We start from the raw sequence: 19237 nt of genomic DNA, 5'->3' as shown, positions 1-19237 counted from the left end.
ATGACGACACTCACCGCACACGGCACCGACACCCTCACCCGTGACGCGCTCACCGTCCTCCAGCCCGGCTTCACCGGCACCAGCGCCCCCGACTGGCTGCTGCGCCGGCTCGGCGAGGGCCTCGCCTCCGTCGGCCTGTTCGGCCGGAACATCGCCTCACCCGAGCAACTCGCCGCCCTGACCGCCCAGTTGCGGGCCGAGCGGGACGACGTCCTGGTCGCCATCGACGAGGAGGGCGGTGACGTCACCCGCCTGGAGGTGCGCTCCGGTTCCTCGTTCCCCGGCAACCACGCGCTGGGCGCCGTCGACGACGTGGAGCTCACCCGGTCCGTCGCCGCCGAACTCGGCCGCCGCCTGGCCGCTTGCGGCGTCAACCTCAACTGGGCCCCGTCCGCGGACGTCAACTCCAACCCGGCCAACCCCGTCATCGGCGTACGGTCCTTCGGCGCCGACACCGGCCTCGTCTCCCGCCACACCGCCGCCTACGTCACCGGGCTCCAGTCCGCGGGCGTCGCCGCCTGCACCAAGCACTTCCCCGGCCACGGCGACACCGCCGTCGACTCGCACCACGACATGCCCCGCATCGACGTGGGTCTCGACGTGCTCCACGAGCGTGAACTCGCGCCGTTCCGCGCGGCGATCGCGGCCGGCACACGCGCGGTGATGAGCGCCCACATCCTCGTCCCCGCCCTGGACCCGGACCGCCCCGCCACCCTCTCGCGCCGCATCCTGACCGGTCTGCTCCGCGAGGAACTGGGTTACGAGGGGCTGATCGTCACCGACGGCATGGAGATGCAGGCCATCTCCGCCACGTACGGCATCGAGCGCGGCAGCGTCCTCGCCATCGCGGCCGGCGCCGACGCCATCTGCGTCGGCGGCGGGCTCTCCGACGACGACACGGTCCTGCGACTGCGCGACGCTCTCGTCGCCGCGGTGCACGCGGGCGACCTGCCGGAGGAGCGGCTCGCCGACGCCGCGGCGCGGGTGCGTTCGCTCGCCCGATGGACCTCGGAGCCGGGCGCGGCCGAGCACTCGGGGGGCGCGTCCGACTCCTGGATCGGACTGGTCGCGGCGCGGCGGGCGGTGACCGTCACACGCGGTGAGCACGCGGCCCCCGTCACCGAGGCGCCGTACGTCGCCGCCTTCACGCCCGTCGCCAACATCGCGGTCGGCGACGAGACGCCGTGGGGTGTCGCCGCCGAACTGGAGCGGCTGCTGCCCGGCACGGAGACCGGCAGCTTCTCCGGCGCGGACGCGGGCGCCGCCGCCCTGGCCGCGGCGGGGGACCGCCGCATCGTCGCCGTGGTCCGCGACGCCCACCGCCACGCGTGGATGGCTCAGTCGCTGGACACGCTCCTCGCGGCCCGCCCCGACACGGTCGTGGTCGAGATGGGCGTGCCGCAGGCGCCGCCGCAGGGCGCGCTGCACGTGGCGACACACGGCGCGGCCCGGGTGTGCGGTCTGGCGGCCGCCGAGGTGATCGTCGCCGGGTGAGCCGAGCGCCCCCTTCAGGGGCGCGGGGCTGTGACGCGGTGCGCCCCCTTCAGGGGCGCGGGGCTGTGACGCGGTGCGGCTTCACCGGGGCGGCGCGACAAGCCACGCCGCCCCCGCCTCCCGCGGACGACGAACGCGAAGGTGCCGGTCACCCCTCACCAGGGGTGACCGGCACCTTCATGTCGGCCCGAACTCGCCTACAGCCCCTGCCAAGCGGGCTTGTTCACGTACGTGTGCCGGAAGTACTCGGCAAGCTTCAACTTCGACGCCGCTCCCTCGTCGACGACAACCGTCGCGTGCGGGTGCAGCTGAAGCGCCGAGGCCGGCACCACGGAGGCCACCGGCCCCTCGACGGTCGCCGCCACGGCGTCGGCCTTGCCCTCACCGGTGGCGAGCAGCACCAGATGCCGCGCCTCCAGGATCGTGCCGATGCCCTGCGTGATGACGTGGCGCGGCACCTGGTCGAGGTCGCCGTCGAAGAAGCGCGCGTTGTCCGCGATGGTCTGCTGCGTCAGCGTCTTGATCCGCGTACGGGAGGCGATCGACGAGCACGGCTCGTTGAAGCCGATGTGTCCGTCGGTGCCGATGCCGAGCAGCTGGAGGTCCACACCGCCGGCGGCGGCGAGCGCCTTGTCGTACGCCTCGCAGGCCGCCTGCACGTCCTCGGCGCTGCCGTCCGGGCCCATGAAGGAGCCCTCGCTCAGGCCGAGCGGCTCGACGACCTCGCGCAGCACGGTCGCCCGGTAGGACTCGGGGTGTCCGGTCGGCAGTCCCACGTACTCGTCGAGCTGGGCGATACGGGCCTTCGACGCGTCGACCTCGCCGCCGCCGACCTTGGCCGCCAGCGCCTCGTAGATGGGCAGCGGGGTCGAGCCGGTGGCCACGCCGAGCAGGGCGTCGGGCTTGCGGCGCAGCAGCTGGGCCATCGCCTCGGCGATGAGCTCGCCGCCTGCCTTGGCGTCCGGGACGATCACAACTTCCACGCTGGGCCTGCCGATCTGGTCGAGGGTGTGATGCTGCGCATGTGGTATAGACCAATCTAGCAGAGGTGGCCCGGCCGGTCACGGGGCGTACGCCCGCCGTTCGACCATGCTCGGCGCTCCCCGCGCCTACGGCACCTCGAAGCCGGCACGCCCGAACCGACTCGGCCGGGCGCGCGCCCGCGTCAGCCGCCACAGTGGAACTGAGCGCGCGCAGGAGGAGCCCGGCCGGCCCCGCCCGCGCACCCGCGACCGCCCCTGCGGAGGAGTTCGCATGACCGCCACCCCATCGGCCCCGAAGAGCGAGCAGCCGGGCCGGATCATGGCCCGCGAGATGGCCGAGCAGCCCGCGGTGCTGCGCCGCCTCCTGGACACCGGCGCTCCCCGTATCCACGAGGTGGCCCGGCTGGTCGCGGCGCAGGCACCCCGCTTCGTCCTGCTCACCGCCCGCGGCACCTCCGACAACGCCGCCCTCTACGCGAAATACCTGCTGGAGATCCAGCTCGGGATGCCCTGCGGCCTGGCCTCCATGTCCACCACGACGGCGTACGGCGCCCGGCCCGACCTGCGCGACGTCCTGGCCGTCACCGTCAGTCAGTCGGGCGGCTCGCCCGACCTGGTCGCCTCCACGAAGGCGGCCCGCGCGGCCGGCGCGATCACCCTGGCGGTGACCAACAACCCGGACTCACCGCTGGCCGCCGTCTCCGAGCACCACATCGACATCATGGCGGGCTCGGAGAAGGCGCTCCCGGCCACGAAGACGTACACCGCGTCCCTGCTCGCGCTCTACCTCTTCGTCGAGGGTCTGCGCGGCGGCGACGGCTCGCCCGCCGGCGTGCTGCCCGGCCTCGCCCAGCAACTCCTGGACCGCCAGGACGAGGTGCGCACCCTCGCCTCCCGCTACCGCTTCGCGAACCGCATGGTGATCACCTCGCGCGGCTACGGCTATCCGACCGCCAAGGAGGCCGCCCTCAAACTCATGGAGACCAGCTACATCCCGGCCCTGTCCTACTCGGGCGCCGACCTGCTGCACGGCCCGCTGGCCATGGTCGACAACATCTCACCGGTCATCGCCGTCGTCACGGACGGCAAGGGCGGCAGCATGCTCCAGCCCGTGCTCGACCGGCTGCGCGGCCGGGGCGCCGACCTCGTCGTCATCGGTCCCGAGGCGCAGGTGGACCAGGCGTCGGCCGGGTTCGTCCTGCCGACCGAGGGCGTGGCGGAGGAGGTCCAGCCGGTCCTGGAGATCATCCCGCTCCAGCTTCTCGCGTACGAGGTCACCATCGCCCGCGGGCAGGACCCGGACGCCCCGAGGGCGCTGGCGAAGGTGACGGAGACGCACTGACTCCCGCCGTCCTCTCCGGCGCCCGCTCTTCTCTAGCGCCCGCTATAGAATTCGCGGATGGCGACCAAGCAGCGCGGACGGCCCCGCTCCTTCGACCGGGACGCCGCCCTGGAGAAGGCGATGCGCGCCTTCTGGGAACACGGCTACGAGGCGACGACGGTCGCCGATCTGACCCGGGCCATGGGCATCGGCGCCCCCAGCCTCTACGCGGCCTTCGGCGACAAGAAGACGCTGTTCGACGAGGTCGTCAGGTTCTACAGCGCCGCGCACGCCTCGTTCGGGGAGCGCGCCTACGCCGAGGAGCCCACGGCCCGCGCCGCGCTGGCCCGCCTGCTCCACGAGGCGGCGGCCGCGTTCACGCGCCCCGGCCTGCCGCACGGCTGCCTGGTCGTCCATGCGGCGACCAACTGCACCACACCCGGGATCGAGGACGCCCTGCGCGACCGGCGGCAGGCGGATATCGCCGCTTTCGAGACCCGAATCCGGGCGGGTATCGCGGAAGGAGAGCTTCCACCCGACACGGACGCGGCGGCTCTGGCACGCTATATGGGGGCGGTCTTCCAGGGGATGTCCCAGCAGGCCCGCGACGGCGCGAGCCGGAGCGATCTCGAGTCACTCGCCGGCCTGGCGATGGCGGCCTGGCCCGCGTCCGCGAAAGCGGATACGAAGAGACAACAACAAACATCGTCCAACGCGTAGACATGACAGAATGGTCTAGTCCACAATGCGATGGTAAAGCCTCCGCCCTCCCCGCACAGGAGGACGGACCGAGGAGCCGGCGCTCTCTGCCCTGACTGCGTCGGGTCCTCACACGGCCGACGGGACCGCACACCCGACGGCTGTTGCAACTCCGGGCTGCGGTGCCGGGAGGGCTGAGGGTCCCTCCCAGGCGCCGCGGCCCGCGGGTGTCTTCGGGGCCGAACCCGCCAGGTACCCTCGGCTCCGTGCCCTCCATGAACGACCTCGTACGCCAGCACACGGCCCTCGGCGACTCCGACCTCGAGTGGCTGCATCTGCTGGTCTCGGAGTGGCAGCTGCTCTCCGACCTCTCCTTCGCCGACCTCGTGCTGTGGGTTCCCACGCTCGACGGCACCCGCTACGTCTCCGTGGCGCAGATGCGGCCCAACACCGGCCCCACCTCGTACCAGGACGACATGGTCGGCCATCTCGTCCCGCGCGGCCGCCGCCCCCTCCTGGACGCCGCCCTCGATGAGGGCCGCATCGTCCGCGAGGGCGACCCCGAGTGGCGCGAGGAGGTCCCGGTACGGGTCGAGTCCATCCCCGTACGCAGGGAAGGGCGCGTCCTCGGTGTGATCGCCCGCAACACGAACCTGCTCACGGTCCGCACCCCCTCCCGCCTCGAACTGACCTACCTCCAGTCGGCCTCCGACCTCGCCCAGATGATCGCGGCCGGGTCCTTCCCGTTCCCGGGCCAGCAGGTCGACATGGACGCCTCGCCGCGCGTCGGCGACGGCCTCATCCGCCTCGACGCGGACGGCGTCGTCCAGTACGCGTCGCCGAACGCGCTCTCCGCGTACCACCGGCTCGGCTTCTCCGCCGACCTGGTCGGGCACCACCTCGGCCGGACGACGGCCGAACTCGCCCCGTCGCGCGGCCCGGTGGACGAGGCGCTCGCCAAGGTGGCCAGCGGCTGGGCGCCGCGCGAGTTCGAGATCGAGGGGGAGGAGGGGTCGATCCAGCTCCGCGCGATCCCCCTCAAGCCCAAGGGCACCCGCATCGGTTCCCTCGTCCTCCTGCGCGACGTCACCGAACTGCGCCGCCGCGAGCGGGAGTTGATCACCAAGGACGCGACCATCCGGGAGATCCACCACCGGGTGAAGAACAACCTCCAGACCGTCGCCGCCCTGCTGCGCCTCCAGGCCCGCCGCATCGACTCCGACAGCGGCCGCGAGGCACTGGAGGAAGCGGTGCGCCGCGTCGGCTCCATCGCCATCGTCCACGAGACGCTCTCCCAGAACCTGGACGAGCGCGTGGAGTTCGACGAGATCGCCGACCGGGTGCTCGCCATGGTCGCGGAGATCTCACCGGGCGTGGTCACGGGCCGGCGTACCGGCCGCTTCGGCATCCTGGACGCCGAGGTCGCCACCCCGCTGTCGATGGTCCTCACCGAGGTCCTGCAGAACGCCCTGGAACACGGATTCCGTCAGGGCGACACCGGCACGGTCGAGGTCTCCGCGGTACGCGGCGGCACCACCAAGGACGCCCGCCTCCTGATCACCGTCACCGACGACGGAGTGGGCCTGCCTGAGGGCTTCGACCCGAAGCGCGCCGGCAACCTGGGCCTGCAGATCGTACGCACCCTGGTCGAGGGTGAGTTGAGCGGATCGTTCGACATGGTCCCGGCGCCCGTGCGCGGCACACGGGTCGTGCTCGACATCCCGGTGACCACCGACAAGTAGTCGGCCCGGCGCCGGGCCGCCACGTCGGCAAACCGACACAGCCGCAAACGCCAGTGAGCCCCGGACCGTTGGGTCCGGGGCTCACTGTTCGCGTTGCCCGGGTCTACATCCCGGGCGGAGCCTGGGTGGAGCATCGGGGGTACTGCGCGCTGCGGCTCGGGGGCGGGAGTTGCGTACTCGCTGTACGCGCCGCCGGGCTCAGGCTCGTGGGGGGCGTGGGCGTCAGGCGCTGGCCTGGCGAGCACGGTTGCGGGCGGCGCGACGCTTCATTGCGCGGCGCTCGTCCTCGCTGAGGCCACCCCAGACGCCGGAGTCCTGGCCGGACTCGAGCGCCCACTGCAGGCACTGCTCCATGACGGGGCAGCGGCGACAGACGGCCTTGGCTTCCTCGATCTGCAGCAGCGCAGGACCGGTGTTGCCGATGGGGAAGAAGAGCTCGGGGTCTTCCTCGCGGCAAACGGCGTTGTGACGCCAGTCCATGGCTGCTACCTCTCCTTGGTATTACGTGCGGGTTGCTTGTGAATGTGAACGCTTTCACGAATCCCCGGACAACGGAAGGGACTTTCGTCACATCTGCGACGGATGTCCTGTGTGTTGAGGAGGGGGTTCGGGCTCTCTGTGGGGGCCGATGTTGCGGGCCGTCCCGAGCGCCATGTAGAGATTCGCAAACCTCGGCGGCGGATACAACCCCTTCAGGAAAGTTTTTTTTGATTCCTCGGTGTCGGCTAGGTCACAGCCGTACTTCCATGGGGTGGATCCTGGCCCAAACGTTCGAGATAAAGGACTTTGGGCTCTTCCACTCACACAATCACACGCAGTGCACGGCGTACGCCTGTGAACGTCACGCTCGTTCGCAGCCCCAGGTGGTCACCGTCCATCTGGAGGGGCAGGGGGACCTTCGATTGCAAGGTGAAGTCGGTCAGGTCGTGCAGCGTCACGGCGTTCTTCCCGTGGGGTCCCCGGTCGGGTGACGAGGTGAGCAGCTGGGTGCCGTAACGGGCCACCGAAGGAGCGGACAATTTCTTGAGTCCCAGCACGTCAAGCCCGGTGTCGAAGGACGCCTGAGGGGACGCGTAGAGCGGCCTGTTCCCCAGATATGACCATGGGGAGGTATTGCAGACTATGGACAGGACCAGATCGGTGACGGGGTCCTCACCCGGCCGGTCCAGTGTGATCGCGCCGTGCCGGCGGTCGTGCTCGCCGAGGAACTGGCGTACGACCTGGCGCAAATAGAGCGCGTGTGTCGATCGCTTTCCGCGTTCGCGTTGCTGTTCGACCCGGCCGATGACGCCTCCGTCGAAGCCGAGACCGGCACAGAACGTGAACCACCGGGACGGGGCGGCCTCGTCCGCCGTGCCCGGCGTGCCGCCCGCGCGGCCGAGACCCACCGTGCGCTCCCGGCCCTCGCGCAGAGCGTCGAGCAGGGCGCCCGTCGCCTCGACCGCGTCGTTCGGCAGGCCGAGCGCGCGGGCGAAGACATTGGTGGAGCCGCCGGGGACGACGGCGAGGCGGGGGAGCCGGTCCGGGTCGGGGCCGTGGTGCAGCAGGCCGTTCACGACCTCGTTGACCGTGCCGTCGCCGCCGAGAGCCACGATCAGCTCGATGTCCTTGCTCTCCGCGGCCTGCCGGCCGAGGTCCCTGGCGTGCCCGCGGTACTCCGTGGTGATCGCCTCGAGCTTCATCTCGCTCGCGAGCGCGTGGATCAGTACGTCACGCGTGCGCGCACTGGTGGTGGTTGCCGCCGGATTGACCACAAGAAGTGCACGCATGCGAAGCAGGGTACCTACCGGGTGGTACTCGGCCCAGACCGAGGTAGGAGTCGGGTAAGAAACCGGGGTCGCCGAGGGCCCCACCCGGGGCAGCCGGGAGGTACGGGCCGAGGGCTACCCTGCTTGGGTGACCTCAGAGCAGAACCCCAGCCCCGAAGACGCCGCGACCACCGACGACGGCCCGCGCCCCGGGCGGCTGACCGCGGCCGCCGCGCTGGCCGGTCTCGAGGGGGCCGCCCTGCTCGTCGGCGGCGTCTCCATGCTCGCCATGGGCCTCGCGGGTCACCCCGACAACCCCGAGCAGGCCGTGACCGGCGGTGTCACGCTCGCCGTCCTCGCGCTGCTGCCGCTGATCGCGGCGCGCGGGCTGCTGAAGCGGCGCAGCTGGAGCCGGGGGCCCGCGATCATCACGCAGATCATGGCGCTTCCGGTCGCCTACACGCTGCTCCAGGCCGACAGCGTGATGATCCCGGGCGGGATCGCACTCGCCGTCGTCGCGGTGACGGCGCTGGTGCTCCTGGTGAACCCGGCCACGACCCGGGCGCTCGGCATCACGACTCCGGGCGCCGCGGGCGACGTACCGGGCCGGAAGTAGCCGGCCCGGTACGTCTCGGGGCTCACTGCTCGGGTCTCACTCCTCGACGAGGAGCTTCTCGCGCAGCTGGGCCAGGGTGCGGGCCAGCAGGCGCGAGACGTGCATCTGGGAGATGCCGACCTCCTGCGCGATCTGCGACTGCGTCATGTTCCCGAAGAAGCGAAGAAGCAGGATCCGCTTCTCGCGCGGCGGCAGGTCCTCCAGAAGCGGCTTGAGGGACTCGCGGTACTCGACGCCCTCCAGCGCCTCGTCCTCGGATCCCAGTGTGTCCGCCACGGCAGGCGACTCGTCGTCCGTGTCCGGGACGTCCAGGGACAGCGTGGAGTACGCGTTGGCCGACTCCAGGCCCTCCAGGACCTCCTCCTCCGAGATCCCCAGCTTCTCGGCGAGCTCGTGGACCGTGGGGGAGCGGCCGTGCAGCTGGGACAGCTCGGCCGTCGCCGTCGTCAGTGCGAGACGCAGCTCCTGAAGACGCCGCGGGACGCGCACCGCCCAGCCCTTGTCGCGGAAGTGGCGCTTGATCTCACCGACGACCGTCGGCGTCGCGTACGTGGAGAACTCCACGCCGCGCTCCGGGTCGAAGCGGTCCACCGACTTGATCAGGCCGATCGTGGCGACCTGGGTCAGGTCGTCGAGCGGCTCGCCGCGGTTGCGGAAACGGCGGGCCAGGTGCTCGACGAGCGGCAGATGCATACGGACCAGCTGATTGCGCAGGTCCGCGTATTCAGGGCTGCCGTCCTTCAGGGTGCGCAGCTCGATGAACATCAGCCGTGCGCCGCTGCGGTCCCGCGGATCGTGCGTGCGCTGCTGGTCACCGTGTCGCTCGTGCTCGCTCATCCATCCCGCCCGTCGCGCGTCCGGTCCTGCGGAGATCTTCTCCCCGCCGGCCGGCTCTGCCTGCCCCGACGCATCGGCCACCGCCGGCGGACCCGGCCGTTCGAGGTCCGCGGGGTCCTCCGGGTGCGGCCGGGCCTGCTGTTCGGGGATGCCGTCGGCAAGCCGCCGCATCCCGTCCCCGCCGTCGGCCGGGAGGTCCTGTGTGCCGTGCTTCTCGTCCCGCACCGGCCCGTCCCCGTTCGTCACGCCGGCCCGGGACCCGCGCCGCGCTGTTTGTAGAGGCTGATCGAGACGGTGTTGTCGTCGGCGACCGTGGAGTCCACCTTGCCCGCGAGGGCCGACAGCACAGTCCAGGCGAAGGTGTCGCGCTCCGGGGCGCGGCCGTCGGTGGTGGGCGCCGAGACCGTCACCTCGAGCGAGTCGTCGATGAGCCGGAAGACGCAGCTGAGTACCGAGCCGGGCACGGCCTGCTGGAGCAGGATCGCGCACGCCTCGTCGACCGCGATGCGGAGGTCCTCGATCTCGTCGAGGGTGAAGTCCAAACGCGCCGCGAGGCCGGCCGTGGCCGTCCGCAGCACCGACAGGTAGGCACCCGCAGCCGGCAGCCGGACTTCTACGAAGTCCTGATTCCCGGGCTCGCCTGCGATCTGGGACACCCTCACCTCCATGGTGGTACAAGCACTTTCGGGCTCCGGAGGGTACGTCCCCCGGGTGACGCGCTATGTGTTCAGCGGTGACGCTACCGCGCGCCCAAGTCTTCTGTCCCGGGGGCCCCCGGCCCGTTGGTGTCACTCATAGTAAGCCTATGAGTACGGACAGTGGCTAGAGGGTGTGCGGGCTCAATTGGAAAGAGCGGGCGCCGGGTTGACGTACCCAGGCCTCGCACGGTCGAACCGTAAACCGGCGCGGTCCTCAGACGAGCAGGCTGTCCACGAAGCACCAGCGCCAGCTCTCGCCGGGCTCGAACGTCCGGATCACGACGTGGCCCGACTCGTTGAAGTGCTGCGTCGCGTGCTTCATGGGCGAGGAGTCGCAGCAGCCCACATGCCCGCATTCCAGACAGAGCCGCAGCTGCACCGGGTGGCTGCCGGCCGCGAGGCACTCCAGGCAGGTGTCGCTCAGGGGCGCGGGTTCGGGGTGAGGCAGCGCGTCGACGTGCGGGCACTCGTTCATGATGGCCAGGTTACGACGGGCGGCGGCGTGGCGGACGGCGGAGGGACGGCTGATGGATGTATTGCCCCTGGTGGCACTGATCGCGGCGAGCGCGGCGGTCGCGGGGGTGGCGCGCCGGACCCCCGTCCCCGCGCCGCTGCTGCTCGTCGCGGTCGGACTCGTGGCGTCGTACCTGCCGGGAGTGCCGCAGTACACGCTCGACCCGCACATCGTGCTGCCGCTCATCCTGCCGCCGCTGCTGCACACCGCGGCCCTGGAGAGCTCGTACCTCGACCTGCGGGCCAATGTCAGGCCGGTCGCGCTGCTCTCTGTCGGGTACGTGCTGTTCGCGACCGTCGCCGTCGGCTGGCTCGCGTACGAGCTGATCCCCGATCTGCCGCTGACGGCCGCGCTGGTCCTGGGCGCGGTGATCGCCCCGCCGGACGCGGTCGCCGCGACGGCCATCGCGCGCAAGGTGGGGCTGCCCGCGCGGATCACGACGATCCTCCAGGGCGAGTCCCTGGTGAACGACGCCACCGCGATCACCGCCTACAAGGTGGCGCTGGCCGCCGCGGTCGGGGAGGGCGCGAGCTGGGCGGGCGGGATCAGGGAGTTCCTGGTGGCGTCGGTCGGCGGCGTCGGCGTCGGGCTCGTCCTGATGGTGCCGCTGCACTGGCTGCGGACGCACCTGAAGGAGGCGATTCTCCAGAACACGCTCTCCCTGCTCATCCCGTTCGTCGCCTACGCGGCCGCCGAGCAGGTCGGCGCCTCCGGAGTGCTCGCCGTGGTCACGGTCGCCCTCTACCTGGGGCACCGCTCCTGGCAGGTCGACTTCGAGACACGGCTCCAGGAGGCCGCCGTGTGGAAGGTGGTCGCCTTCATCCTGGAGTCGGCGGTCTTCGCGCTCATCGGACTCCAGCTGCCCTTCGTCCTCAAGGACCTCGGCGAGTACAGCGTCGGAGAGGCCCTCGCGTACGCCGTCGCGGTCTTCGTGCTCGTCGTGGTGATGCGCTTCGTGTGGTCGTATCCGGCGACATACGTGCCCTGGTGGCTGTCGGCGCGGACCAGGGAGCGGGAAAGGGACACCGACTGGCGGCGGCCGCTCGTGGTGAGCTGGGCCGGGATGCGCGGTGTCGTGTCGCTCGCGATCGCCTTCTCGATCCCGCTGTTCGTCGACGACGGGAGCCCTTTCCCCGCGCGCAACCTGGTCCTGTTCCTGACGTTCACGACTGTGATCGGAACCCTCGTCGTGCAGGGTCTCTCGCTGCCCTGGCTGATCAAGATCCTCAAGCTGCCGGGACGCGACACGCAGGCCGAGACGCTCGCCGAGGCGCAGGCGCAGAACGCCGCCTCCCAGGCCGCCGAGGAGCGCGTGAACGAGCTGATGGAGGACGAGCGCAACTGTCTGCCCGCGCCTTTGGAGGACCGGCTGCGGACCGTCCTGGAGCGCCGCCGCAACTCTGTGTGGGAGCGGCTCGGCCAGGCCAACCCGGTGACGGGGGAGTCCGCCGACGACACCTATCGCAGGCTCACGCGGGAGGCCATCGCGGCCGAGCGAGAGGTCTTCGTGCGGATGCGGGACGAGCGGCGGATCGACGACGAGATGATGCGCACACTGTTGCGCAAGCTCGACCTGGAGGAGGCGGCGGCCTACCGGGAGGTCGGCGACTGACCGGCCGCTACGGCGAGGGCGTTCCCGTGACGACGGCCATGAGCCGGGTGCCCGGCGCGAACGCGCCCTCCTCGGTGAGGGTGAGCAGCCCGTACAGGAGCTTGGCCACATAGAGGCGCTCGACGGGCAGGCCGTGACGCTGCTCGAAGTCCTCGGCGAAGGCGAGGAGGGCGGGGGTGGTGCGGCCGTAGCCGCCGCAGTGGAAGCGCTCGTCCAGGGACCAGTCGCCCCGCGGACCGCCGAACGCCGCCTCCTGGAGGGTGCGTATCTCGTCGCCGAGGAACCCGCCCCTCAGGACGGGTATGCCGAGCGCTCGCTGCCCCTCGCCGAGCCCGGCGGTGAGTCCGGCGAGCGTGCCGCCCGTGCCGCAGGCGACGCCCACCACGCCGGCGGCCCCCCGCAGTTCCCGTCCGAGCTCCGCGCAGCCGCGGACGGCCTCGGCGTTGCTGCCGCCCTCGGGGACGACGTAGGGCGTGCCCCCGTCACCGTCGCGCGGCGCCACCTCGCGCAGGATGCGCGCGAGCGTGGCCGGATCCCGCTTCTCCCGGTACGTCGTCCGGTCGACGAAGTGCAGGCGCATGCCGTCGTCGGCGCAGCGCGCGAGAGAGGCGTTCAGAGGCCGGCCCGCGAGCTCCTGGCCCCGGACGACGCCGATGGTCCGCAGACCCAGGAGGCGGCCCGCGGCGGCCGTGGCGCGCAGGTGGTTGGAGTAGGCACCGCCGAACGTGAGCAGTGTGCCGTGACCCGCGGCGGTCGCCGCTGTCAGGTTCGGGGCCAGCTTGCGCCACTTGTTGCCGGGCAGGTCGGGGTGGATGAGGTCGTCGCGCTTGAGCAGGAGCCGCACCCCGTGACGGTGGAACCGGTCGTCGGCGACCGGCTCCACCGGCGAGGGCAGCCGGGGGTGCAGGGGCGGGCGCGGGAGGTGCGGGGTCACCTGCTCATTGTGCAAGCGGGAGGGCGCGGGCCGCGTGCCGGAGGGCGGCTACTTGAGCCGGTCGCGGACGCGCCCCCGCATCGAGGCCATCGTGAAGCCCCGCGGGTCGACCTTGCCCGGCTGCCACTCCAGGTGGCCGATCACCGAGCGCTCCGTCCAGCCGTGATGGCGGCACACCGCGGCCGCCGCCCTCTCGATGGCCTCCAGCTGTGCGGCGGGCCAGGGGTCCTCGCCGTCGCCGAGGTTCTCGCACTCGAAGCCGTAGAAGTGGCGGTTGCCGTCCGTGTTCGCCTCGTTGTCGTGGGGCAGCGTCTTTTCCGCGATGACCGCCCGCAGTACGTCGTCGTCGCCGAGACCCGCGTGGTTGGCCCGGCCGTAGCCGACGAGGTGGACGCGGCCGTCCTTCGTGATGACGCCGTGGCACAGCGGCCCCGGCAGGTCCGCCCGCCCCTTCCGGCAGAGGTCGACGGTCTGCTTGCTCCCCGACGTCACGGTGTGGTGGATCATCACGCCGTTCACCGGGCCCCAGGGCCCCTTGTGGTTGCGGTTGTGGTGTCTCCAGTCGCCGACCTCGACCACCGTCAGGCCTTCATGCCTGAGGGCGTCCAGGAAGCTGCTCGCGGACATGGGTGGGGCCATGCCGCCTCCTTCGCGGGGTGCGACGGAAGCGGGGCGCGTCCGTCTCGTACGCCGCTTGTACCCGAACCGGCCCACCGGAACTACTTGTTCGCATCGCGTGCGAGCCGTTCCGGTCATCGCGGGCTGTTCCGGTCAGTGAGGCGTGCAGCCGCAGGCATCCATGCCTGAGTGCGGTCGGCCGGGAGGCGGTACGGCGGCCTCAGCTCTGCAGGAAGCCGTCCCCGTGTTCCGCGACGTGGTGCTCCAGGGCTCCGAGGGCGGCCTGGGTCTCCTCGGGGGTGCCGGTGCCCTTCCGCTCCGCGTAGTAAGCGGCGCCCAGCTTCTTCAGGAGGTCGCCGCCCGCCCGCTGCGCCTGCACCTCGTCCAGCTTCTGCTTGCCCTGCGTGAGCCCTCGCTGCGCCTGTTCCTTGGCGCGGTCCAGGAAGCCTGTCATTGCTGTCTCCCGTCATCGGTGCCTCGGTGTATCGGTTGAACGCCCACCGGGATCTTGAAGTTCCGCCGTCAGAAAGTTCCCTACCCGGAAAAACGGGCATCGTGCCCCGTCCACTCTCACCCAACCCCGCTCGTTTGTGTAATGGCGCGGCCACAATGCGTGCTGGAAGTCTTGTCGCCGCAGGTCAGTTCTTGATCGGGAGGCATAGCCCATGTCGGTAGGCGAAGAAGTCCGCACGGAGCAGGCCGGGCCGCAGCAGAGTCTCGGCACTTCCGCCGCGCGGAATCTGGCCACCACCACGAAGTCCGCTCCACAGATGCAGGAGATCAGCTCCCGGTGGCTGCTGCGGATGCTGCCCTGGGTGAACGTGCAGGGCGGCACGTACCGGGTGAACCGGCGGCTCAGCTACTCGGTCGGCGACGGACGCGTGACGTTCGTGAAGACCGGCGACCAGGTGCGGGTCATCCCCGCGGAGCTCGGCGAACTGCCGGTGCTCCGGGACTACGGGGACCAGGAGGTGCTCGAGGAGCTCGCCGTGCGGTGCCGGCAGCGGGAGTACGCGCCCGGTGAACTGCTCGCCTCGTTCGGCAGCCCCGCGGACGAGGTGTTCCTGCTCGCCCACGGCAAGGTCGAGAAGATCGGCACCGGCCCCTACGGGGACGACGCGGTCCTGGGGGTCCTGGCCGACGGGGCGTACTTCGGCGAGCAGTCGCTGCTCGACCCGGAGGCCATCTGGGAGTACACGGCGCGAGCCGTGACCGGGTGCACCGTGCTCGCGCTGCCCCGTCAGGACCTGGAGCAGGTCGCGGAGCGCTCCGAGAGCCTCGCCGGGCACCTGGGAGCGCTGCGGTCCATCCCGGAGCAGCGGGCGAACAAGTTCGGCGAGAAGCAGATCGACGTCTCCGCCGGCCACGTCGGCGAGGCGGTGCTCCCGGGTACGTACGTCGACTACGACGCGGCGCCCCGCGAGTACGAGCTGAGCGTCGCCCAGACCGTCCTGCGCATCCACTCGCGCGTGGCGGATCTGTACAACCAGCCGATGAACCAGACGGAGCATCAGCTCCGGCTCACCGTCGAGGCGTTGAAGGAGCGCCAGGAGCACGAGCTCATCAACAACCGGGAGTTCGGTCTGCTCAACAACTGCGAGTACGAGCAGCGGCTCCAGCCGCACGACGGCGTGCCCAGCCCGGACGACATGGACGAGCTGCTCAGCCGGCGCCGGGGCTCGAAACTGTTCCTCGCCCACCCGCGCGCCATCGCCGCGTTCGGGCGCGAGTGCAACAAGCGGGGGCTCGTCCCGGAGTCCATCGACGTGGGGGGCAACCGCATCCCGACCTGGCGCGGGGTGCCGATCTTCCCGAGCAACAAGATCCCCGTGTCCGACGCGCGCACGACGTCGATCATCTGCATGCGTACCGGCGAGGAGGAGCAGGGCGTCATCGGCCTCCAGCAGGCGGGCATCCCGGACGAGATCGAGCCGAGCCTGTCGGTGCGGTTCATGGGTATCAGCGAGCAGGCGATCATCTCGTACCTGGTGACGACGTACTACTCGGCGGCGGTGCTCGTGCCGGACGCGCTCGGTGTCCTGGAGAACGTCGAGATCGGCAGGTGGCGTTGAAGCTCAAGACGCAGACGAAGCAGTCCATAGCGCCGCAGCAGCAAGGGGGGTCGGGCGGACGGGGTGCAGACGTGGCCGCGGACGGTCAGGAAGTGGCGGTGATCCTGGCGCAGGCCAGGGCGCAGGTCGACCCGGAGCTGCGCAGGGCCGTGGAGACCCTGCCCACGTCGCTGCGCCGCATCGCGCGCTACCACTTCGGGTGGGAGCAGGCGGACGGCACCACGGCCGCGGGGCACGCGGGCAAGGCCATCAGGCCGGCGTTCGTCCTCGCCGCGGTACGGGCGCTGGGGGGCGCTCCGGAGCTCGCGGTACGGGCGGCGGCGGCCGTGGAACTCGTCCACAACTTCACGCTCCTGCACGACGACGTCATGGACCGGGACACCACGCGCAGGCACCGGCCGACCGCGTGGACCGTCTTCGGGGACGCCGGCGCGATCCTGGCGGGCGACGCGCTCCAGGCGCTCGCGCAGCGGCTGCTCGCCGAGGACCCGCACCCGGCGGCCCGGCCGGCGGCGGCCCGGATCGCGGCCTGTGTGATGGAGCTGTGCGAGGGGCAGGTCACCGATGTCGCCCTGGAGAGGCGTGAGCCGGACCAGGTCACGCTGGACGAGTGCCTCGTCATGGCGGAGGCGAAGACGGGCGCGCTGCTCGGCTGCGCCTGCGCGGTCGGGGGGCTGTACGCGGGGGCCGGAGAGGAGGAGGTCGCGGCCCTCGACGGGTTCGGCAGACAGGCCGGGCTCGCGTTCCAGCTGATCGACGACGTCATAGGGATCTGGGGGGATCCGGCCCGTACGGGCAAGGCGGCGGGCGCCGATCTCGCGGTGCGCAAGAAGTCGCTGCCGGTGGTGGCGGCGCTGGCCTCGGGCACGCCCGAAGCCGGTGAACTGGCCGCGCTCTACGGGGTGGTGGGCCCGCTGGAGGGCCCGCCGGAGGAGGGGGAGCTGGAGGCCATGGCGCTGGTCGTCGAGCGCGCCGGGGGGCGCGACTGGGCGCAGCTGCACGCGGCGGACCGGATGTCCCGGGCGGTGCACCAGCTGTCCAGGGCGGTCCCGGCACCGGAGGCCGCGGACGGACTGCTGTCGCTGACGGAGTTCGTGACGCGGCGTAGCCACTAGGGGGAATCCACCAGCAGGGGAGGGGAGTTGAACCGGCTGCGGGCCCCGCACTCCGGGAGGAGCGCGGGGCCCGCACGCGCGTGCGGAACCGATCGCCTAGGCTGCAGCGGGCCGGCGCGTGGCGGCCGACCGGCGCAGGGACACGGCCCGTTGAGGCGGGCCGCTACGTGAGGGGGCGGGGTCATGGGCGTGGCGATCCGGAGGGCCACGGAGGGCGATCGGGCGGACCTTGTGCGGCTGCTCGACGAGGCGTTCATGGACGACCCGGTGAGCGGCTGGGTCTTCCCCGGCCTGGCGCACCGGCGCCGCAGGCACGCCGGCCTCATGGCGGCCTTCATCGACATCTCGCTGAGCGAGGGATACGTCGACATCACCGAGGACGGCGCCGCGGCCGCCCTCTGGCTGCCGGTGCCCGCCCGGCCGCGCGGGACGGGCGGCCCGGACGAGGGCGACGACGGCCCTGCGCAGCTGCGCGCCGCCGTGGACCCCGACAACGAACGGGTCGAGGAGATCGGCCGGTTGACGGCAGGGGCCCACCCGCGAGACCGCGGCGCGCACGAGTACCTGTGGATGATCGCCGTGGACCCGGCGCGGCAGGGCCAGGGCCTCGGCACCGCGCTGATGGAGCCCGTCCTCGACCGCTGCGACCGTGAGGGCATGGCGTCGTATCTGGAGGCGAGCAGCGACCGTAGCCGTGTGCTGTACGAGCGGCTCGGTTTCGCGTGCACCGGCAGCGGGATCGCGCTGCCGGACGGGCCGACGATGTGGCCCATGTGGCGGGACCCGCAAGCGAGTTGAGTTCCAGCCTTCAGGGTGCGGGCGGCTACTCCTGCGGCACGATCGTGCGGACGATCCGGTCCATGAGCCCCTCGGGGACGCTCACGCCGGGCACGGCGCCGTCCAGCATCCCCGGCATCGTCAGGTGTTCCAGGATGAGCCCCAGCGTGGCGAGGTAGAGCACGGTCACCGTCTCCGCGCCGCCGGGGAGCCCGGACTCGGTGTGGAACGAGATCCCGAAGTCCAGGTCGCCGCGGAGCGACTTCATGAGGGACGCCCGCAGTTCGGGCCTGCGCCCGGCCTCGAGGCGCATCTCCATCATGGCCAGATAACCGGTGCGGTCGCGCTGGGCGCGGCCCAGCAGATCGTGCATGAACGCGGCGACCAGCTCGCGGTCCCGCGGCCGCTGAAGGAGTTCCGCGACCACCGCCGGGTCCGGGGCCAGCCGCTCGTGCAGCCATGCGTCGATCTGGTGCAGCAGGTCGTCCCGGCTGGAGAAGTAGTTCGACGACGTGCCCGTGGGGACGGCCGCCGCCGCGTCCACCGCTCGGAAGGTCAGGCCGCGCGCCCCCTCGGCCGCGAGCACCTCCACCGCGGCGTCGACCAGGGCCACCCTGCGCTCCGCGTTCCGTGCCATCCGTGCGCTCCTTCCGACCGGAGATCCGGCAACCCGCCGAACCGGATTCCCGAATCTTCTTGCAACCACTACAGATGAAGCACTATAACTGTAGTTGTTCGAGCGGGGCCACTGCGGGAAGCCCGTACGACGGTCCACCCGGACACCCCTGTCACCTGCGGAAAGAGACCCACTTGCGAAAGCTCACGTACTTCGTCGCCGTGTCGATCGACGGTTTCATCGGCGGTCCCGACGGAGACGCGAACGCCTTCATGCCCTTCGTGGACGAGGAGTTCCTCGAGTTCCTCACGACCGAGTACCCCGAGACCATCTCGGCGGAGGGCCGGCGGATCCTCGGCCTGGAGCACCTGGCCAACAAGCGGTTCGACACCGTCATCCAGGGCCGGGCCAGCTACCAGGTCGGCCTCGACGCCGGTCTGACCAGCCCGTACGGGCACCTGCGCGAGTACGTCGCGGCGCGCTCGATCGAGAAGTCCCCCGACCCGAACGTGGCGATCGTCGCCGAGGACGTCGTCGGCAAGGTCCGCGAACTGAAGGCGGAGGACAGCCAGTTCGGCATCTGGCTGTGCGGCGGCGCGACGCTCGCCGGTGTGCTCGCCGACGAGGTGGACGAGCTGGTGATCAAGACGTACCCGCTGGTGTTCGGCTCGGGCATGCCGATGTTCGGCTCCGGCTTCGCGATCGGCGAGTTCGCCCTGGAGGAGAACCGGACGTTCGGCAACGGCGTGATCGTGCGGACGTACAGCAGGAAGAGGCAGGGGCTCCCCGGCTAGAATTTTTCTCCGGTGCGGTGTCGAGAACGCTGCTGCCGCTCCGACGT

20 protein-coding genes are annotated in these 19237 nt (G+C 71.4%); 10 read left to right on the top strand and 10 right to left on the bottom strand.

Annotated elements, in window-relative coordinates; translation table 11 throughout:
* The gene (locus OG456_RS12595; protein ID WP_266560263.1) at nucleotides 1-1494 is read left to right on the top strand and encodes a glycoside hydrolase family 3 protein; all 1494 of its coding nucleotides are present in this window, start codon (nucleotides 1-3) and stop codon (nucleotides 1492-1494) included.
* Nucleotides 1495-1691: 197 nt separating this feature from the next.
* Here the strand turns inward: OG456_RS12595 and nagB are convergent, their stop codons facing one another.
* Complete coding sequence (gene nagB, locus OG456_RS12590; RefSeq protein ID WP_266560261.1) at nucleotides 1692-2477, bottom strand: glucosamine-6-phosphate deaminase; 786 nt, start codon at nucleotides 2475-2477, stop codon at nucleotides 1692-1694.
* 271 nt (nucleotides 2478-2748) lie between these two features.
* On the opposite strand from nagB, the gene OG456_RS12585 reads away from it, so the two are divergent.
* The 3 genes from OG456_RS12585 (at nucleotide 2749) to OG456_RS12575 (ending at nucleotide 6239) form a co-directional block, all read left to right on the top strand.
* A complete protein-coding gene (locus OG456_RS12585; protein ID WP_266560259.1) occupies nucleotides 2749-3819 on the top strand; it encodes an SIS domain-containing protein in 1071 nt (356 codons plus the stop codon).
* A 57-nt stretch (nucleotides 3820-3876) separates the two neighbouring features.
* Nucleotides 3877-4518, top strand: a complete 642-nt coding sequence (locus OG456_RS12580; protein WP_266560257.1) for a TetR/AcrR family transcriptional regulator — start codon at nucleotides 3877-3879, stop codon at nucleotides 4516-4518.
* Nucleotides 4519-4772: 254 nt separating this feature from the next.
* Complete coding sequence (locus tag OG456_RS12575; protein ID WP_266569168.1) at nucleotides 4773-6239, top strand: sensor histidine kinase; 1467 nt, start codon at nucleotides 4773-4775, stop codon at nucleotides 6237-6239.
* Nucleotides 6240-6461: 222 nt separating this feature from the next.
* Here the strand turns inward: OG456_RS12575 and OG456_RS12570 are convergent, their stop codons facing one another.
* Both OG456_RS12570 and OG456_RS12565 read right to left on the bottom strand, forming a co-directional pair.
* Nucleotides 6462-6719, bottom strand: coding sequence for a WhiB family transcriptional regulator (locus OG456_RS12570; protein ID WP_016639615.1), 258 nt, complete (start codon nucleotides 6717-6719; stop codon nucleotides 6462-6464).
* Between the two features lie 320 nt (nucleotides 6720-7039).
* Nucleotides 7040-8008: a diacylglycerol kinase family protein gene (locus tag OG456_RS12565; RefSeq protein WP_266560254.1), complete on the bottom strand. Its 969-nt coding sequence runs from the start codon at nucleotides 8006-8008 to the stop codon at nucleotides 7040-7042.
* 127 nt (nucleotides 8009-8135) lie between these two features.
* Here OG456_RS12565 and OG456_RS12560 point away from each other — a divergent pair, with 127 nt between their 5' ends.
* Nucleotides 8136-8603 carry a hypothetical protein gene (locus tag OG456_RS12560; RefSeq protein ID WP_266560252.1) on the top strand — a complete coding sequence of 156 codons (468 nt, stop codon included), beginning with the start codon at nucleotides 8136-8138 and terminating at the stop codon, nucleotides 8601-8603.
* A gap of 36 nt (nucleotides 8604-8639) precedes the next feature.
* Here OG456_RS12560 and OG456_RS12555 read toward each other — a convergent pair whose 3' ends face one another.
* The 3 genes from OG456_RS12555 to OG456_RS12545 form a co-directional block, all read right to left on the bottom strand.
* Nucleotides 8640-9686, bottom strand: coding sequence for an RNA polymerase sigma factor SigF (locus tag OG456_RS12555; RefSeq protein WP_266560250.1), 1047 nt, complete (start codon nucleotides 9684-9686; stop codon nucleotides 8640-8642).
* Nucleotides 9683-10096: an anti-sigma regulatory factor gene (locus tag OG456_RS12550; RefSeq protein ID WP_266560248.1), complete on the bottom strand. Its 414-nt coding sequence runs from the start codon at nucleotides 10094-10096 to the stop codon at nucleotides 9683-9685. Before OG456_RS12550 ends, OG456_RS12555 begins: the two co-directional genes overlap by 4 nt.
* 256 nt (nucleotides 10097-10352) lie before the next feature.
* On the bottom strand, nucleotides 10353-10613 hold the full coding sequence (locus OG456_RS12545; RefSeq protein WP_266560246.1) for a UBP-type zinc finger domain-containing protein: 261 nt from the start codon (nucleotides 10611-10613) through the stop codon (nucleotides 10353-10355).
* A 52-nt stretch (nucleotides 10614-10665) separates the two neighbouring features.
* On the opposite strand from OG456_RS12545, the gene OG456_RS12540 reads away from it, so the two are divergent.
* Complete coding sequence (locus OG456_RS12540) at nucleotides 10666-12264, top strand: Na+/H+ antiporter (RefSeq protein WP_266560244.1); 1599 nt, start codon at nucleotides 10666-10668, stop codon at nucleotides 12262-12264.
* Between the two features lie 7 nt (nucleotides 12265-12271).
* Here OG456_RS12540 and OG456_RS12535 read toward each other — a convergent pair whose 3' ends face one another.
* The 3 genes from OG456_RS12535 to OG456_RS12525 form a co-directional block, all read right to left on the bottom strand.
* Nucleotides 12272-13198, bottom strand: coding sequence for a 1-aminocyclopropane-1-carboxylate deaminase/D-cysteine desulfhydrase (locus tag OG456_RS12535; protein ID WP_266560242.1), 927 nt, complete (start codon nucleotides 13196-13198; stop codon nucleotides 12272-12274).
* A 48-nt stretch (nucleotides 13199-13246) separates the two neighbouring features.
* Complete coding sequence (locus tag OG456_RS12530; protein WP_266560240.1) at nucleotides 13247-13837, bottom strand: N-acetylmuramoyl-L-alanine amidase; 591 nt, start codon at nucleotides 13835-13837, stop codon at nucleotides 13247-13249.
* Between the two features lie 199 nt (nucleotides 13838-14036).
* Nucleotides 14037-14270, bottom strand: a complete 234-nt coding sequence (locus OG456_RS12525) for a hypothetical protein (protein ID WP_266560238.1) — start codon at nucleotides 14268-14270, stop codon at nucleotides 14037-14039.
* Nucleotides 14271-14481: 211 nt separating this feature from the next.
* Between OG456_RS12525 and OG456_RS12520 the strand changes: the two genes are divergently transcribed.
* The 3 genes from OG456_RS12520 to OG456_RS12510 all read left to right on the top strand — a co-directional run bounded on the left by OG456_RS12520 (nucleotide 14482) and on the right by OG456_RS12510 (nucleotide 17801).
* Nucleotides 14482-15888 (top strand): family 2B encapsulin nanocompartment shell protein, encoded by a 1407-nt coding sequence (locus tag OG456_RS12520; RefSeq protein ID WP_266560236.1) that lies wholly within the window; start codon nucleotides 14482-14484, stop codon nucleotides 15886-15888.
* Between the two features lie 26 nt (nucleotides 15889-15914).
* On the top strand, nucleotides 15915-17003 hold the full coding sequence (locus OG456_RS12515; RefSeq protein ID WP_266569167.1) for a family 2 encapsulin nanocompartment cargo protein polyprenyl transferase: 1089 nt from the start codon (nucleotides 15915-15917) through the stop codon (nucleotides 17001-17003).
* A gap of 183 nt (nucleotides 17004-17186) precedes the next feature.
* Nucleotides 17187-17801 (top strand): GNAT family N-acetyltransferase, encoded by a 615-nt coding sequence (locus OG456_RS12510; protein ID WP_266560234.1) that lies wholly within the window; start codon nucleotides 17187-17189, stop codon nucleotides 17799-17801.
* A gap of 25 nt (nucleotides 17802-17826) precedes the next feature.
* Here the strand turns inward: OG456_RS12510 and OG456_RS12505 are convergent, their stop codons facing one another.
* Nucleotides 17827-18417, bottom strand: coding sequence for a TetR/AcrR family transcriptional regulator (locus tag OG456_RS12505; protein ID WP_266560232.1), 591 nt, complete (start codon nucleotides 18415-18417; stop codon nucleotides 17827-17829).
* A gap of 173 nt (nucleotides 18418-18590) precedes the next feature.
* On the opposite strand from OG456_RS12505, the gene OG456_RS12500 reads away from it, so the two are divergent.
* Entirely contained in the window at nucleotides 18591-19190 is a 600-nt protein-coding gene (locus OG456_RS12500) for a dihydrofolate reductase family protein (RefSeq protein ID WP_266560230.1), read from the top strand.
* Nucleotides 19191-19237 lie beyond the last annotated feature (47 nt).

The sequence above is a fragment of the Streptomyces sp. NBC_01446 genome, assembly GCF_026340095.1.
GTDB lineage: Bacteria > Actinomycetota > Actinomycetes > Streptomycetales > Streptomycetaceae > Streptomyces > Streptomyces aureus.
The sequence above is the reverse complement of the archived record's forward strand: the minus strand, read 5'-3'. Positions and strand labels throughout refer to the sequence as shown.